This is a genomic window from Sphingomonas limnosediminicola, from assembly GCF_039537965.1.
GTDB lineage: Bacteria > Pseudomonadota > Alphaproteobacteria > Sphingomonadales > Sphingomonadaceae > Sphingomicrobium > Sphingomicrobium limnosediminicola.
This window is the reverse complement of sequence record NZ_BAABBM010000001.1, coordinates 570211-585358: the sequence shown is the minus strand read 5'-3', so window position 1 is coordinate 585358 and position 15148 is coordinate 570211. Positions and strand designations below refer to the sequence as shown.

Sequence of the window (15148 nt, the reverse complement as noted above, 5' to 3'; positions counted from 1 at the left end):
CAAGAAATAGGACTGCAAGTTGACCGTTATCGTCATTCTCGCCCTTGTTGCCCTGTTTGTCGGCCTACGCCTCTACAGCGTGCTCGGCGAACGTACGGGACATGAGCAGCAGCCGATCTTGAAGCCCGTCGACCGCGAAGCCCAGGTAGAACCGCGCGTCAGCCAGCCTTCGCCGCCTGCCGCGACGCCCGCCGATGCCGGTGATATGGCATTCGTGCCGACGGCGGGACCCGGTGTCCGGGCCATTCTTGCCGCCGATCCAAGCTTCGACGTCGCGCGCTTCCTCGAAGGTGCGAAGGCGGCTTACCGCCTGATCCTCGAATCCTTCTGGAAGGGCGATCTCCAGGCGCTTCGCAGCCATGTCGATGATCACGTTTATGAGACCTTCGCCAGTGCCGTTGAGCAGCGCGACAAGGACGGACTGAAGCTCGACAACCGGCTGGTTGCGATTGATCAGGCTGTCATTTCGGAAGCGCTGGTCGAGAAGAGTGTTGCGATCCTTACGGTTCGCTTTGAGGCCGATATAGCCGCCGTTACGCGGAATTCGGACGGGCAGGTGGTCGCCGGCTCAATGAGCGATGCTGTGCAGACCCGCGACCTTTGGACCTTCCGCCGCGATACGTCGTCGCGCGATCCGAACTGGCTGCTGATCGAGACCGACGAGGAAGAGTGAGTTCTTCGCGCCGGGCGCTAGCCCTCCTGACTTTCGCTCTGCTTTCCGCTTGCGCCTCGAGGCCGCTCCCGCCGCCTGAAGCGCCGACGCCTGTTCCGGCGCCCGTTACCACCCCTGCTCCAGCTCCGACTCCTCCGCCAGCGCCCCCGGTGCCGCCGACGGCGCGGCAGATTGGGATCAAGGCGGAAGCGCCTCGCACGTTGAAGGCGGACGAGGCTGAACGCGCGCTGGCCGCGTTCAAGACGAGTTGCCCCGTGCTCACCCGTCGCCAGGATCAGTCGGGGCTCACGCAGCCCGTCGATTGGTCGGCGCTATGCGCACAGGCGGCGACGCTCAGCGGGGAATATGCGCCGGGCTTCTTCTACTATGGCTTCGATTGGGTGAGGGTCGGCGACGGCAAGGCGTTCGCCACAGGCTACTATGAGCCGGAGATCGAAGGCTCACGCACGCAGCAGCCGGGTTACATCCCGATCTATCGCGTGCCGCCCGATCTAATTCGCTGCACCAAGGCGGATGGCACGACAGGCCGCGGCCGCGTCGACCAAACCGGCACCTGCGTCCTTTATTTCACGCGCGCCGAGATCGAGGACGGGGCTCTCAACGGGAAGGGTCTGGAACTGGTCTGGGCGAAGGATCCGGTCGACCTCTTCTTCCTCGAAATCCAGGGCTCGGGACGCATTCATCTCGACGACGGGACGGTGATGCGCGTCGGCTACGCGGGGCAGAACGGCCGTGATTATGTCGCGATTGGGCGACTGCTTCGCGACCGGGGCCTGCTTCCGCCAGGCGGTGCCAACATGCAGGCAATCAAGGACTGGATCCGCGCCAATCCCGACCAGGGCAGAGCGCTGATGCGGGAGAATTCGTCCTACGTATTCTTCAAGGAGCTGACCGGGCCAGGTCCCCTCGGCGCCTTGAGCGTTCCAGTGACTCCGCACGCGAGCGTCGCGGCCGACCCCAACTATGTCCCGCTCGGCGCGCCCATCTACCTCATGCTCGATCGCAACGAGGCGAATGGCCTATGGGTGGCGCAGGATACCGGTGGCGCGATCAAGGGCCCGAACCGGTTCGACACCTTCTGGGGCGCCGGCGCCGAAGCCGTGGCGATCGCCGGCGGCATGTCGGGCTCCGGAGAATCGCTGATCCTGTTGCCGAAGGGCACGGCTGCCCGTGCGCAAGCTCAGCCCTGAAGAGGCGGAGCTCTGGGCGCGCGTAACCGCGACGATCGCCCCGCTATCGCGAGAGAAGGTTCAGCCGCAACGCGCTGAAAAGGCGCCGCAACCGGCGCCGGCCAATCGTGTCGTCCAGCCCGTTCGTCCCAAGCCTGTCACCCTTACCCCGCCGTCGGTCAGGCCGGGAACCACGCTTGACGGCACGTGGGACAAGAAATTGCGCTCGGGATCGATAGCGCCTGACCACGTGCTCGACCTTCACGGGATGAACCTCGCTCAGGCATGGCAGGCGATCGACAGCGAATTGGAGCGGGCCATTAACCGTGGTGACCGCGTGTTATTGCTGATCACCGGCCACCACCGCCCGGGCGATCCGCCGGTGCAGCGCGGCCGGATTCGCGCCGCGGTTCACGACTGGCTCGCGCACTCCCGTCACGCAGCGAAAATCGCCGCGGTTCGCGGCGCTCATCGGCGGCACGGCGGGGGCGGGAGCCTCTACCTGATTCTCCGCCGCAAATCTGAGCGCTGATGACATTTTCTTAACCCCTATTCTTTAACGCGGGTGCGTCAGGCGGAAATGGCCGCCGTGCAGGGCGCACAGCAAAGATGAAAGCAGGCACGGCCCAGAAGATCAGCAACGCGATCCTGTCGTGTGCCGCTGGCTTCGCCTCCTTCGTCTTCTCGCTGGCCGCGCTCCTCTACATCACGGAGTTCGACCAGAAGATCGTCGCCGCGCTTGCCGCAGGCGTCTTCTGCCTCCTGATCAGCTACGTGGCGTCCGAACGACCGAACAGCGAAAGCGCGCGGGCCCTTGCCGCGTTGAGCGACCGTCTCCTCGCCGTCGAGGATGGCGATCTCGTTTCACCGGCACCAGCGAGCCTCCGCCGCTCGATGCCGAAGCTTGCCGCCGCCGTGGATTCGCTCTTTGCGGAGGTGCGCACGTCGATTGAGAACGCCCATTCGCTCGGCATGTACGATCCGGTCACGTCGCTGCCGAATAGGCTGCATTTCCGGTCCGAAGCAGACAAGATGCTGAGCGGTGCATCCGAGGGCATGAAGTCGGCGATGCTGTTCGTCGACCTCGACCGCTTCAAGATGGTCAATGACAGCCTCGGCCACGCTCGCGGAGATCAGCTACTGATTATGGTGGCGAACCGCCTGCGGGTCGTCGTCAATGCGGAGCATAATGGTGACGCCAAGACGCGTCCCTTGCTTGCGCGTCTGGCGGGCGACGAATTCACGATGTTCTTCTCGGAGATCGGATCGTCCGAAGAGATCGAGCGAATCGCGCGTCGCGTGGTCGTCGCGATCGCCGAGCCGTTCGAACTGTGCGCACACAGTGTCGAGATTGGCGCCTCAATCGGCGTCGCCATTTCGCCTGACCACGGCTCGAGTATCGAAGCGCTGATGCGGGCCGCCGACATTGCGATGTACCACGCAAAGTCGAGGGGTGGGGGACAGCACTTCCTGTTCAACGCCGGCCTCGCCGCCGAGCATCAGGAAAAGGTGGACACCGAAAAGGCGCTGACCGAAGCCGTCCAGCGCGGCGATTTCGTGATGGCGTTCCAGCCGCAAATGAGTCTCGTCACCGGTGAGGTCTGCGGGGCCGAAGCGCTGCTTCGCTGGAACCATCCGCGCGACGGGCTGCGGATGCCCAACAGCTTCATTCCGATTGCGGAGAAGACCGGCATCATTGCCGAGATTGGCGACTGGGTCATCGGGGAGGTCGCGTCGATTCTCGGCAACTGGCACCGCAACGGCTTCCGCGGGCGGCTCGCTTTTAACATCAGCCCGCGCCAGGTGGACCGCGCCGACTTCTTCCTGAAGGTTCGCCAGGCCTTCGCGGATGCCGACGTTCCTCTGTCGCTTATCGAGCTGGAGTTTACCGAGAGCGCAGCCATGGAAGTCAGCGAAGCGGTGCTGGCTGAAATTGCGTCGCTCCGCGACGATGGTGCGAGGATAGCGATCGACGATTTCGGGACCGGCTATTCGAACCTTGCTCGCCTGCGCGCGATGCCGCTCGACCGCGTGAAGCTCGATCCGTCGCTGATTGCCGACATCGAGACTTCGGAGAAGGCGCGCGTTGTCGTTCAGGCCGTGATCCAGCTCATCAAGGGCGTCGATTGCGAGGTCGTCGCCGAGGCCGTCGAAACGGTCGCGCAGGCCGACATTCTGCGCGCCATGGGCTGCGACACGGTGCAGGGCTTCGTCTTCGCCGAACCGATGTTCGAGGAGGAGTTCGTGGCATGGGTCGGCAACGCCGACCGCGGCGCGAGGTCGGTTGCCTAACTCCGCCCCACGAACATAAACATCGCGGCGCCTGCGATGCAAAGGACGGCGCCCAAGTAGCGCCAGCCAATCGGCTCCTTGAGCACCACCGTCGCGAAGATCGCGAACACGATCAGCGTGATCAATTCCTGGATGATCTTGAGCTGCCCGCCGGTGAAGCCTTGCGCATAGCCGATGCGGTTGGCCGGCACGGCGAGGCAATATTCGAATAATGCGATGCCCCAGCCAACGATAATCGCCATCGGGATCGTCCAGTTTGGAAACTTGAGCTGGCCGTACCAAGCCATTGTCATGAAGATGTTCGACAGCGTCAGCAGGATGATCGTGGTCATGCTCGTCCCTTGATTGCCGACTGACGCTCAGCCGACGACCTTGCTTAGGATTCGCTCATAAATCCGCGAGAGGGCCAAAATGTCCTCGACCGCTGCGCACTCGCCAACCTTATGCATGGTCGCGTTGGGCAGGCCGAAATCGACCACCGGGCAAAGCTGGATAAGGAAGCGTCCGTCGGACGTGCCGCCACTGGTCGACAGTTCGGGCTTCGCCCCCGTTTCTTCTTCAATTGCCTCGACGATGACGTCGTAGAGTTGGCCGGGCGGCGTAAGAAATGCTTCGCCAGAGATACGAGCGCGGACCTCGCTTCCCGGCGCCTCGCGCGCCGTAATTTTCTCGACCATCTTCACCAGGTCGGCGCCGCGTTGAAGGTTGTTGAAACGGATGTTGAGCTGGGCGGTCGCGGACCCGGGAATGACATTGCTCGCACTCGTCGGCGTCGAAATGGCGGTGAATTCGAGGTTTGACGGCGGGAATTGCCGAGTGCCGTCGTCGAGATGGACCGCGCTCAGCGCCGCGACGACGCGGGCTAGCTCGGGGATCGGGTTGGTCGCGCGATCGGGGTAGGCCACGTGGCCCTGAACGCCCGGCACCTCGATCCACATGTTGACCGACCCACGTCGCCCGATTTTCACGGTGTCGCCCAGACGATCCACGGAGGTCGGCTCGCCGATCAGGATCATGTCGGGGCGGATCTGCCGCTCGTTCAGCCAGTCGATGATGCGTGGCGTGCCGTAGGTCGCATAGCCTTCCTCGTCGCCGGTGATGAGCAGCGAGACCGTTCCACCGGACTGCTCGACGCGGCTGATCGCGGCGACGAAGGCGGCAATGGCGCTCTTCATATCGTTGGCGCCGCGGCCGACGAGTATCCCGTCCTCGATCCGGCCCTCGAACGCGTCGCCGGTCCAGCCCTCGCCGGCAGGGACAACGTCGAGGTGCCCCGCGAAGCCGAAGTGCGGCGCGCCTGAACCACGCATGGCGACCATGTTCTCGGTCGGACCGTCGGGCGCTTCACCCATTACCCAGCGGTGAACCTCGAAACCCAGCGGCTTCAGCGCTGATTCCAGGGCATCGAACACCTCGCCCCGCGCTGGCGTGATGCTCGGACAGTTGATCAGCTGTTGCGCAAGCGCGATGGGGTCGAGCGACATGATTGCGGCCTAGCAAAGGAAATCGGCGTGCCCAAGGTGGAATTGGAAAGCATCGAGCAGGTGAACCGCACCGGCTACCCATCGCCGTTTAATGAGGATGTTCGGGGGCGATGGTACCGACGCCTTGGCCCAGCAACTGGGCTCACCGATTTCGGCGTCAGTCACGTAGTGCTGAAGCCTGGCGCATGGTCTTCCCAGCGTCATTGGCACGATGGGGAAGATGAGTTCCTCGTCATGCTGTCGGGCGAGGCGATTCTGGTTGAGGATGACGGTCGCATCCTCCTGCGCCCGGGCGATATTGCGGTGTGGCCGAAGGGCAGCACGAACGGCCATCACCTTCGGAATGAGAGCGGCCAAGATTGCAGCTTCGTTGTCGTCGGCGGCGGTACGAACACCGGCGGCGGCTATTCCGACATCGATCTCGCGTTTACTGGAGAGGGTTCGTACGTCCACAAAGATGGAACGCCATACGAAAGCGCTGGCCGCCTGAAGTAGCTAGGCGGCAGCCTCGTACTGCTCGATGACCCAGGGCTCGTCCTGGGCCTTGTCGATCCACTCCGCGACGTGCGGATGCGACAGCACTGCCTTCATGTAGACACCGGCGAAATTCGGCACGGCGACCCCATAAGTGATGAAACGCGTCACGACGGGCGCGTACATCATGTCAGCCGCGCACCATTCGCCGAACAGGAAGTCGCCCGTGCCGCCGAAGCGTGCGCGGGCCTGCGCCCACAATTGCATGATGCGGTCGATCTCGTCGCGCACCTCGTCGGTAAGGTCCTTGGGGGGGAAGCTCTTGCGCACGTTCATCGGCAGTTCGCGGCGCAGGTTCGCGAAGCCGGAGTGCATTTCAGCCGACATCGAGCGCGCAACAGCGCGCGCTGTCACGTCCTCAGGCCAGTAAAGCGCGTGGCCGACGCGGTCAGCCAGGAATTCGATGATCGCCAGGCTGTCCCAGACGACGCAGTCGCCGTCCCACAGGATCGGCACCTTGCCGAGCGACGGCGCGAATTCATCGCCCTGGCGGCGCTTTTCCCAGTCGGCATCGAACATCGGGACAACATATTCCTCGAACTCTTCGCCGGACTGCTTGGCAGCGAGCCAGCCGCGCATCGACCAGCTCGAATAAGCACGGTTGCCGATGATCAGCTTGAACAAGGAAGGCTCCCTAGGATGTCGCGGCTTGGAGGATGGCGGTGCGCAACTCGGCGATCCCGCTACCCGTTTCGCTCGACGTCGTGAAGATGGAGGGGTGGGCAGCAGGGTGCTTTGCCGCCTCGATCGCCGTCGTCTCGTACAACGCGCCGAGCGCCGAAGGTTTCACCTTGTCACCCTTTGTCAGGACGAGGTGATAGCTGACCGCGGCGTTGTCGAGCATCTTCATGACTTCGCGGTCGACTTCCTTCAGGCCGTGCCGGGAATCGACGAGCACGAGTACGCGCTTCAACACCAGACGGCCGCGCAGATAGTCGTTCACCAGGAAGCGCCAACGCCTGACCATGTCCTTTGGCGCTTCGGCGAAGCCATAGCCCGGCATGTCGACCAGCCTGATCTGCGGCGGCTCGCCAACGTTGAACAGGTTCAGCTCCTGCGTGCGGCCCGGCGTGTTCGACGTGCGCGCCAGCTTGTTGCGATTGGTCAGCGCGTTGAGCAGCGAGCTCTTGCCGACGTTGGAGCGACCGGCGAACGCGATCTCTGGAACGTCCGGATCCGGCAGGAACTGAAGCTCGGGCGCGGACTTCAGAAACTGGATCGGGCCCGCGAAGAGCTTTCGCGCCCTTTCGGCCAGAACCTCGTCCGCTTCCTCGCTCATGAATGGACCGGGTGCGTGTCCGCCAAGTGGAGACCGAATTTCCGGTATAGCCACCATTGTTGGAGCAAGGTCAGCACGTTGTTGGTGATCCAGTAGAGCTGCAAGCCTGCCGCAAACGGCGCGAACACGAAGATCAGCACCCACGGCATTATCGCGAACACTTGCGCCTGGGCCGGGTCCATCGGCTGCGGATTCAGCTTCATCGACAACCACTGCGTGAAGCCCACCAGGATCGGCAGGATGCCGATGTGGAGCGCCGTCGGCGGGTTGAAGTTCAGCAGACCGAACAGGTTCAGCGGCGTCAGCGGGTCAGGCGCCGACAAATCCTTGATCCACAGGATGAAGGGCTGATGGCGCATTTCGACGCTGACCAGAAGCACCTTGTAGAGCGCGTAGAAGACCGGGATCTGCAGCACGATCGGAAGGCAGCCCGCGGCTGGATTGATCTTCTCCGCCTGGTAGAGCTTCAGGATCTCCTGCTGCTGACGCGCCTTGTCGTCCTTGAAGCGCGCCTGGATCGCCTTAAGCTTCGGCTGCACCTTGCGCATCGCCGCCATGGAGGCGAACTGTTTTTGCGCGACCGGGAACAGGATCGTGCGGACGATCAGGGTCAGCCCGATGATGGCGAACCCGAAATTGCCGGTCAGGTGGAAAAGGAACAGCAGCAGCTTGAAAATCGGCCGCATGAAGAACTCGAACCAGCCCCAGTCGATCGACTTGGACAGCTTGGAGATGCCCGCATCCTCGTAGCGGTCGAGGTACGCCTTCTCCTTCGCACCGGCGAACAGGCGGGCTTGGGTCGTGACGGTCTGGCCGGGCGCGACGGTCTGCGGTGCGAGCGCGTAATCGCCCTGATATCCGCCGCTCGGCGACCGGCGGAAATCGGCGCTCATTGCCCCGCCGCTCGGCGCTAGGGCAGTCAGCCAATATTTGTCGGTGAAGCCCAGCCAGCCGTTCACATTATTGAACGATCGCTGGTTCTCTTCATCGAGGGTCTTGTAATCGACCTTGTAATTGGCCGCGTCGTTGAAGACGCTGATGGGGCCGACGTGATTGGTCCAGGTTGTCGGGTCCGTCGACTTGGTGGCACGGCTTACCAAGCCCACTGCACGAAGCACGATTGGTTTGCCCGAGGCGTTCAACGCGCTCTGCCGAACGGTGAAAAGATATCCGTCGTCTACCGCAATCTTGAGCTGGTAACGCACGCCGTCCGGCATCTGCGTGCTCAGCGTGACTGGATGGCCGGGAGTCAGGTCGCTCGAATCCGCCGTCCACACGGTGTTGAGATCCGGCGCCGCCGTGCCCTGCGCGGTCCAGCCGAACTCGGCGACGTAGGCCCCCGGCGCGCCGAGCGGCGACATCAGCCGCACCGGCATGGAGGCGCGACCGATCGTCTGCTTCTGGCGAACGAGCAACAAGTCGTCGATTTGCGCGCCCTTGAGGTTGATCGAGCCGATCAACGAGGATGTGCGGATTTGCACGCGAGGGCTCGCGCTCAGGACCTGCGCGCGCGTCTGCAAGGTCTTCGGGGGCTGCGGCACCGGCTGGGGCAGGGCGACCTGCTTGCCATACTCGACCTTGGTGCTCGGCGGGGTCGCCGGCGGGAAATATTTGTTCGACGCCCAGGTCCAGCCGAGCAGCACGAGCGCGCTCAGCACCACCGCTAGGATCATGTTCTTGCTGTCGTTCACTTGGCTTCAGATCCTCACGGTACCGGGTCGAGCCCCTGGCCGCCCCAGGGATGGCAGCGGCCGATGCGTTTCAACGCCATCCAGCCCCCACGCGCGGCCCCATAGCGTTCTATTGCGGTGATCGCATAGGCCGAGCAGCTTGGCTGATAGCGGCAGCTTGGCGGAAGCACCTGCGACGGCCCCTTTTGCCAAGCCTTGGCGATCAGGATCATGAGGCGAGCGATCATTTGCGGACACCCTCGAGCGCCGTCACGAACTCCGAGCGGAGAAGAGAGAAATCACGCTCGATCCCGCGCGCCCGGCCGATCATCACGTGATCTGAACCGGGGATGCCCTTCTGGGGCATGATCTCGCGTGCGAGGGCACGGAAGCGGCGCTTCATACGGTTGCGGACCACGGCGCCGCCGATCTTCTTGGTGACGGTAAAGCCGACACGCATCGACAAGTCCGCGTCCTTGCGGTCGCGAACGAGCAGGATGAAGCCTGGGGTGGTCGTGCGCTTCCCGCCATTTGCGGCGAGGAAGTCAGCCCGTTTCCGTAAGGTAATTAGGCGCTGAGCTTCTTGCGGCCGCGGGCGCGGCGGGCATTCAGGACCTTGCGGCCGCCGACGGTCGCCATGCGAGACCGGAACCCGTGCCGACGCTTGCGGACGAGATTGCTGGGCTGGAAGGTGCGCTTCATCGCTCATGCCTTTAAGTTCGAATACAAAGAAAAAGGGCTGCCCCGAAGGCAGCCGCTGTCGTGGGAGCCGATAGGCGAGGGGCGCCGCAAAGTCAACTTGCGCCGCCCGTTTCCGGAAGCTGCGCCTGGTCCTTCTCCGCCTTGCGGATTTCCTCGCGCCGTTTAGCCGATTTCCGCCTCAGCGCCCAATCCGTCCAGCGGCCCGCCTTGGGCTGCCAGCGCTTGAAGCGGACATAGTGACGTTTTGCCCACATGCTGGTGCGAAGGACGAGCGCAAGGCCGATGCCCGCGACGATGATTCCACCCGGCCCGGGAAGTGCGCCGACGATCGGCGCCAGCGCCAACAGCACCAGGCCAATACCGAACATGCTCCATTCGACGACCGGATGATCGATGAATTTACGCCACTGATCGCGGGTGATCATGCGATGCGATGTGGCCATGCAAGGGCGCCGACGCAACCCGCTTGCGGTCCGGCGCCGTGCCGCGCTAGGTCGATGCCGCCGAGCTAGGGGGAATTCTGCGGCCTCAGGGTGCGGCCCGGCGAAATCAGCCTCGTGCATCTCGGCGCACTGTTTCTTGACGAACTGCCCGAGTTCCAGCGTGCCGTGCTGGATTCCCTGCGGCAGCCGCTCGAAACCGGTAATGTCAGTATCGCGCGGGCGAACACCCATGTCACGTTTCCGGCTCGTGCTCAGCTCGTTGCGGCAATGAACCCATGTCGCTGCGGGCACCTTTCGGACCCGGCGCTCGCTTGCAGTCGCGCGCTGCGCTGCGCAGCCGATTACCAGGCGCGCGTTTCCGGGCCGTTGCTCGATCGCATCGATCTTCATGTCGAAATGCCCGGCGTCTCCGCCGCGGACCTTACCTTGCCGCTACCGACCGAAGGGAGCGCTGAAGTCGCCAGCCGTGTCGCGGGCGCCCGTCAGGTTCAATCGGACCGCTGCAACGGCTCCGGCGCTCGCACGAACGCGGAGGCCGACGGCGAGCTTCTTGGCGGTCCAGTTCCGGCGGCTCCACGACACAGACCGATCGGGCTGGTGGCTCGGTGGATTTTGGCTCGTCTATGTCTTGTATATGGTTGTCCTGATGGCGGCCGCAGGCGCGGGTTCGACATCCGGAATAGCCGGAGCAGGCATCATGCTGGTCCTTGCACTTGCAATGTTCGGCTATTCGATCCTTCTGCTCGTCTTCTTCTGCCTCGCTGGCACCAGGGGTCCGAACCGCTTCGGCGAGGATCCCTATGGGGCCGATATCGAAGAAGTGTTTGCGTAGGAGCGCTACAGTGCGGACAGGTGAGGGATCGCTGGAGGATTTCAGCCCGCTAGACTGGGCGATCCGCCCGCTCAGGAAATATGCGGTGTTTGCAGGCCGAGCGCCGCGCGCCGAATATTGGCGGTTCTATGGAGCCTGGTTTATCGCTAGCGCTCTCCTCGAGTGGGGCGAGAAAGCTGTAGGCGCGGACGATTGGCTATCGAGCATCTTCGGCCTTGCGCTCGCGCTGCCGTACCTCGCCGTAACGGTGAGGCGACTCCACGACATCAATCGGACCGGCTGGTGGCTCGCTATCCTCGTCGCGATTCTCGCCGTTGCAGTTATTGTAACTGCCGTAGTCGGGACTCGAAATGACGGAACAGCAGCAACGGTGACAGTCGGTATGCTGATGATCTTGGCCCTTCTAGGCACTGTAGTGACCCTGTTCGTCTTCGCGATTCTTCCCGGAACCGAGGGGCCGAACAGATATGGCCCCAACCCATATGGACCGTCGGAGCTCGAAGAGGTGTTCGCCTGAGGTTGCCGCTGGCGGCGGTCGCCGCTAGCTAAGCGATGCTGCGGAAGCCCCTGTGGCGGAATGGTAGACGCGCTCGACTCAAAATCGAGTTCCTAACCGGAGTGTCCGTTCGAGTCGGACCAGGGGCACCACTGCAGCTCAATAAGCCGCGGATAGGACATCGACACCGAACGGACTGCTACTGGCGGCCCGGAAAGCTCGGCGGTATTGAGCAGTGATGGACGCGCGCACCCGGAAAAATCAGGCGCAAGACGACGACGCCAGCGACGATGCTCGAGTGATCGCCGAAACGATCACCGTGAAACGTGATCGCCTGCTCGCATCATTGACACTGCTTGCCGGGATCGGCCTCATCATCGCGCTCCCTTTCGCGCTGCGATATGGCGCCGAGTTCTTCATGCCGGTCACGGCCGCGCTGGTCGTCGCCATCGCACTTGTGCCACTTCTGGAATGGTTCGAACGGCGCGGCATCCCGTCCAAGCCTGCCGCCGGACTGTGCGTGATCATCTTCCTTCTGATGGCGGTGTTCGCGATCGGGTCGATCGTCGTCCCGGCGACCGATTGGGTCTCGCAGGTTCCAGGCAAGATCCCGAAGGTGCGATCCGAACTCGAGCCGATCTTCGATCTCTACAAGAACCTCGACAAGTTCATCGACAAGACGGCGGCGCAGATCGCGGTCACGCAGAACCAGACGCGTGCAGTCCGGATCGAGACACCCAATTCGATGTCGAGCTTGCTCATCAGTTCGGCGCCGCACCTACTCATCCAGCTGTTTTTCGCGCTTCTCGTGATCTTCTTCTTCCTCGCTGGTTGGACGAGCATGCGGAAGAAGACGATCGTCAGCCGCGGCAGCTTCGAAGGCGCGCTGACCACGGCGCGCGTGATCCAGCAGGTCGTGGACGCAACCTCGACTTATCTGGGCACGATCACGCTCATCAATATCGGCCTCGGTACGCTGACCGCTGGCGTCCTCTGGATGCTTGGCATGCCATCGCCGGTCATGTGGGGCGGTATCGTCGCAGTGGCCAATTATATCCCGTATCTGGGCCCCATCGTCTGCGCCCTGCTGCTGTTCCTGGGCGGGTTGATGACCTACCCCGACGTCTGGGGGGCGATGCTGCCGCCGGCCGCCTTCATCGGCTTTCATCTTGTAGAAGCGAATTTTTTCACGCCGATGGTGGTCGGGCACCGCCTGACGATCAGCCCGCTTTCGATCCTCGTCTCGCTTTCATTCTGGGCGTGGGTGTGGGGGACGACCGGCGCGCTGCTTGCCGTCCCACTGCTGATCATCATGAAGACGATCTTCTCCGCGGCGGGAACGCCGGACATTGCCGGCTTCCTGTTCGAGCATGGAACGTTGACCCACATCGGCGATCCTGACGAAGAGGAAGTGGAGGAACGTCAGGAAATCGCTCCTGCGATGGTTGACACCTCCAAGCGCCCCACCTAGGTCGCCGCCACGCCAAAAACGCGGGTGTAGCTCAGTTGGTTAGAGCGCCGGCCTGTCACGCCGGAGGTCGCGGGTTCGAGCCCCGTCACTCGCGCCACTATTCACTTATCCGTCGAGTGGATTAGACCGTCAGCCGATGGCTGGCGACACATCTGCTTATTCCGCGCATGGGCTTGAGCCCGGAGCCGACGCCGCGGCGATCGATCGCGCCTACAGGAAGCTCATCAAGCGTCACCATCCCAATCGCGAAGGCGGCGACGCCAAGCGAGCGGCGGAGATCAACCGCGCCTATCGCGAGCTTCGCGGGCGGTTCCTTCCGGAGACCGACACGCTGATCCTCGCCGACGACGACGCGGTCGCCGACGAGCAGAACGGCTGGGTCAGGGCTGCCATGGGTCTGATCATTGCCGTTGCCGCCCTGCTGGCGATCACGGGTCCCGTTGCGGCCTATATCCGGGCGCTTCTGCCTTCGACGACACCTGTGATCGATCGGAACCAATTTACATCCACGGCATCCGCGACCGACGTGATGGATCAGCCCCTCCATGTTGCGGCGATCGTCACGGCCGTACGACAAGCGGTGCGAACCGGGCATAACGACAGCGCAATCCTCAACCAAAGCCGGGAATGCCATCGCCAGCTGCGGCTCGAACCGAGCGTTATCCAGCTCGACCGCTGCGCGGCGTTCGACGATGCCGTGGTCGAACTGCAGAACCGCGATCCGATGTGGGCCCGCGGGCCATTCAGCGAATTGTCGGTGACCAACCGCCAGTGGAGCGCGGCCTCGGCACTGTCGAACGATTATCTGGCGATCGACAGTCGTCTCGACCGGATCCGGGTGCATGTTGAGCTTTCGCTAGCTCCAACAGCGCCAGCGCCCATCGCGCCGGCTACCGCCTTGCCGTCGGTCGCTACCGAACCGGACCACTTAACTGTGAACGAGGTCGAGGCGAACTAGCGCTGGTTCGCTGCGCCGCCCGCCGGCGGGTTCGCGGGAGCAGATTTGCCAAGCGGTGCCTGGTTCTCCGCGACCGTATCGCCTCCCAATGCGAACTTGAGGTTGTCCGAGGCTTCGAACTTCTTCGCATAATCCTCATGCACCGCCTCGTCCGATGCCTTGCGGGCGGTGAGGTTGAAGCGAATGGCGACCCGCTTATCGCCGCGCATCGACGGCTTCAGCGGTTCCGCGCCGGGAATATCCTCGATTGCCTCGGCGACGCTGCCGGGCTGAACCTGGCTCGCAAATGTCGCTTCCGCCGCGAGCGCCGCGCTGCGGAGCGCGCTCGCACTCGCTTCGTGGCCCGAATAGGCTTTCACGAATGCGGTGGGCCTCCCCCAGGCTCCGGCCCAGCGATAAAAGATATGCGCTCCGACGATCGCATTCTTGGCGAGCGTCGAAGCCCAATAAGGTACGACGTAATCGGCGTGATAGTGGGTGGCGTAGCCGACCGGCGAGTAGACCGAGCCCGACAGCGCTGCCTCGGCAATCCCGCGCGCGCGCTTCCAGCCTTCGGCATCCGGCTGTCGAAGAAGAGAGCCGTCGCACGTGAAAGTGAACTGACAGCCCGTCGGCCGCGTCGATCCCTGGTATACGACGCCACAGACACTACCGGGGAAGGCGGGGTGGCGGACTCGGTTGAGGACGACCTGCGCGACAGCGCGTTCGCCGTCATCGTCCTGGCTGCCTGCCTCGTAGTAGACGGCGCTGGTGAGGCAATCGAGCGCCTGTCGCCGCGCCGAGGAGTCGCCTTTGAAGACGAAAGCCGCGGCGGCCGGGTTCGGGCCCTTCACGAGCGGAATTTCGCGATTGACCTCGAGCGCCTGGTCGGGCGCCAGCTGGCGGACGAGCAAGGGCGGTGGCACCGGGGGTGCCGCCGCCGGGGCGGGCTGATTGCCTGAGCCCGATATCGCCGCTCCGCCAATGGCGCCGGCAATTGTCAGGGAAAGCACGCCGGCACCGATCGTCTCACGCGGATAGTCGCGCAGAAGCTGGCGCGCGCGCAGCTTCAGCTGCGCCGCGGTGCGCTTCAACCCGTCTGCCGGGCGAGAAATGGTGACCAGCTGTTGCATGCCCCTCGGTGATATAATGGCGTAATACAGTCA

18 protein-coding genes, 2 tRNA genes and 1 pseudogene are annotated in these 15148 nt (G+C 63.5%); 12 read left to right on the top strand and 9 right to left on the bottom strand.

Annotated features, from left to right (window positions below; all coding sequences use genetic code 11):
* Positions 1 to 19 precede the first annotated feature (19 nt).
* The 4 genes from ABD704_RS02930 to ABD704_RS02915 all read left to right on the top strand — a co-directional run bounded on the left by ABD704_RS02930 (position 20) and on the right by ABD704_RS02915 (position 4134).
* Positions 20 to 673, top strand: coding sequence for a Tim44/TimA family putative adaptor protein (locus ABD704_RS02930; protein ID WP_344698197.1), 654 nt, complete (start codon positions 20 to 22; stop codon positions 671 to 673).
* On the top strand, positions 670 to 1863 hold the full coding sequence (gene mltA, locus ABD704_RS02925; RefSeq protein ID WP_425565377.1) for a murein transglycosylase A: 1194 nt from the start codon (positions 670 to 672) through the stop codon (positions 1861 to 1863). Before ABD704_RS02930 ends, mltA begins: the two co-directional genes overlap by 4 nt.
* Positions 1844 to 2374, top strand: coding sequence for a Smr/MutS family protein (locus ABD704_RS02920; protein WP_344698195.1), 531 nt, complete (start codon positions 1844 to 1846; stop codon positions 2372 to 2374). Before mltA ends, ABD704_RS02920 begins: the two co-directional genes overlap by 20 nt.
* Before the next feature lie 77 nt (positions 2375 to 2451).
* On the top strand, positions 2452 to 4134 hold the full coding sequence (locus ABD704_RS02915; RefSeq protein WP_344698194.1) for a putative bifunctional diguanylate cyclase/phosphodiesterase: 1683 nt from the start codon (positions 2452 to 2454) through the stop codon (positions 4132 to 4134).
* Here ABD704_RS02915 and ABD704_RS02910 read toward each other — a convergent pair.
* The gene (locus ABD704_RS02910; RefSeq protein WP_344698193.1) at positions 4131 to 4466 is read right to left on the bottom strand and encodes a DMT family protein; all 336 of its coding nucleotides are present in this window, start codon (positions 4464 to 4466) and stop codon (positions 4131 to 4133) included. The two genes, ABD704_RS02915 and ABD704_RS02910, sit on opposite strands and share 4 nt — an antisense overlap.
* 27 nt (positions 4467 to 4493) lie before the next feature.
* Positions 4494 to 5618 (bottom strand): succinyl-diaminopimelate desuccinylase, encoded by a 1125-nt coding sequence (gene dapE, locus ABD704_RS02905; protein ID WP_344698192.1) that lies wholly within the window; start codon positions 5616 to 5618, stop codon positions 4494 to 4496.
* A gap of 27 nt (positions 5619 to 5645) precedes the next feature.
* Here dapE and ABD704_RS02900 point away from each other — a divergent pair, with 27 nt between their 5' ends.
* The gene (locus ABD704_RS02900; protein WP_344698191.1) at positions 5646 to 6113 is read left to right on the top strand and encodes a cupin domain-containing protein; all 468 of its coding nucleotides are present in this window, start codon (positions 5646 to 5648) and stop codon (positions 6111 to 6113) included.
* On the opposite strand, the gene ABD704_RS02895 is transcribed toward ABD704_RS02900, so the two are convergent.
* From ABD704_RS02895 to rpmH, 6 genes are read right to left on the bottom strand one after another with little or no spacing between them, the layout of a single operon-like run.
* Positions 6114 to 6776 (bottom strand): glutathione S-transferase family protein, encoded by a 663-nt coding sequence (locus ABD704_RS02895; protein ID WP_344698189.1) that lies wholly within the window; start codon positions 6774 to 6776, stop codon positions 6114 to 6116. It lies immediately after the preceding gene.
* 10 nt (positions 6777 to 6786) lie between these two features.
* Positions 6787 to 7431 carry a ribosome biogenesis GTP-binding protein YihA/YsxC gene (gene yihA, locus ABD704_RS02890; RefSeq protein ID WP_344698188.1) on the bottom strand — a complete coding sequence of 215 codons (645 nt, stop codon included), beginning with the start codon at positions 7429 to 7431 and terminating at the stop codon, positions 6787 to 6789.
* Positions 7428 to 9122 (bottom strand): membrane protein insertase YidC, encoded by a 1695-nt coding sequence (gene yidC, locus ABD704_RS02885; RefSeq protein WP_344698187.1) that lies wholly within the window; start codon positions 9120 to 9122, stop codon positions 7428 to 7430. The genes yihA and yidC overlap by 4 nt, the downstream gene beginning before the upstream one ends.
* A 14-nt stretch (positions 9123 to 9136) precedes the next feature.
* Entirely contained in the window at positions 9137 to 9349 is a 213-nt protein-coding gene (gene yidD / locus ABD704_RS02880) for a membrane protein insertion efficiency factor YidD (RefSeq protein ID WP_344698186.1), read from the bottom strand.
* A complete protein-coding gene (rnpA, locus tag ABD704_RS02875; RefSeq protein ID WP_344700468.1) occupies positions 9346 to 9669 on the bottom strand; it encodes a ribonuclease P protein component in 324 nt (107 codons plus the stop codon). Before rnpA ends, yidD begins: the two co-directional genes overlap by 4 nt.
* Entirely contained in the window at positions 9669 to 9803 is a 135-nt protein-coding gene (gene rpmH, locus ABD704_RS02870; protein WP_037504084.1) for a 50S ribosomal protein L34, read from the bottom strand. The genes rnpA and rpmH overlap by 1 nt, the downstream gene beginning before the upstream one ends.
* Before the next feature lie 524 nt (positions 9804 to 10327).
* Between rpmH and ABD704_RS02865 the strand changes: the two are divergent.
* The 7 genes and pseudogenes from ABD704_RS02865 to ABD704_RS02835 all read left to right on the top strand — a co-directional run.
* Positions 10328 to 10798: pseudogene (locus ABD704_RS02865) on the top strand (ATP-binding protein); the annotation flags it as partial.
* A complete protein-coding gene (locus tag ABD704_RS02860) occupies positions 10713 to 11078 on the top strand; it encodes a DUF805 domain-containing protein (RefSeq protein ID WP_344698185.1) in 366 nt (121 codons plus the stop codon). The pseudogene ABD704_RS02865 and the gene ABD704_RS02860, both read left to right, overlap by 86 nt.
* A 10-nt stretch (positions 11079 to 11088) precedes the next feature.
* Positions 11089 to 11595 carry a DUF805 domain-containing protein gene (locus ABD704_RS02855; protein ID WP_344698184.1) on the top strand — a complete coding sequence of 169 codons (507 nt, stop codon included), beginning with the start codon at positions 11089 to 11091 and terminating at the stop codon, positions 11593 to 11595.
* A gap of 46 nt (positions 11596 to 11641) precedes the next feature.
* A tRNA-Leu gene (locus ABD704_RS02850) sits at positions 11642 to 11726 on the top strand.
* A gap of 86 nt (positions 11727 to 11812) precedes the next feature.
* On the top strand, positions 11813 to 13045 hold the full coding sequence (locus tag ABD704_RS02845) for an AI-2E family transporter (RefSeq protein WP_344698183.1): 1233 nt from the start codon (positions 11813 to 11815) through the stop codon (positions 13043 to 13045).
* A 20-nt stretch (positions 13046 to 13065) separates the two neighbouring features.
* A tRNA-Asp gene (locus ABD704_RS02840) sits at positions 13066 to 13142 on the top strand.
* 39 nt (positions 13143 to 13181) lie between these two features.
* Positions 13182 to 14003 (top strand): J domain-containing protein, encoded by an 822-nt coding sequence (locus tag ABD704_RS02835; protein WP_344698182.1) that lies wholly within the window; start codon positions 13182 to 13184, stop codon positions 14001 to 14003.
* Here ABD704_RS02835 and ABD704_RS02830 read toward each other — a convergent pair.
* The gene (locus ABD704_RS02830; protein WP_344698181.1) at positions 14000 to 15115 is read right to left on the bottom strand and encodes a cell wall hydrolase; all 1116 of its coding nucleotides are present in this window, start codon (positions 15113 to 15115) and stop codon (positions 14000 to 14002) included. The two genes, ABD704_RS02835 and ABD704_RS02830, sit on opposite strands and share 4 nt — an antisense overlap.
* Positions 15116 to 15148: the final 33 nt, after the last annotated feature.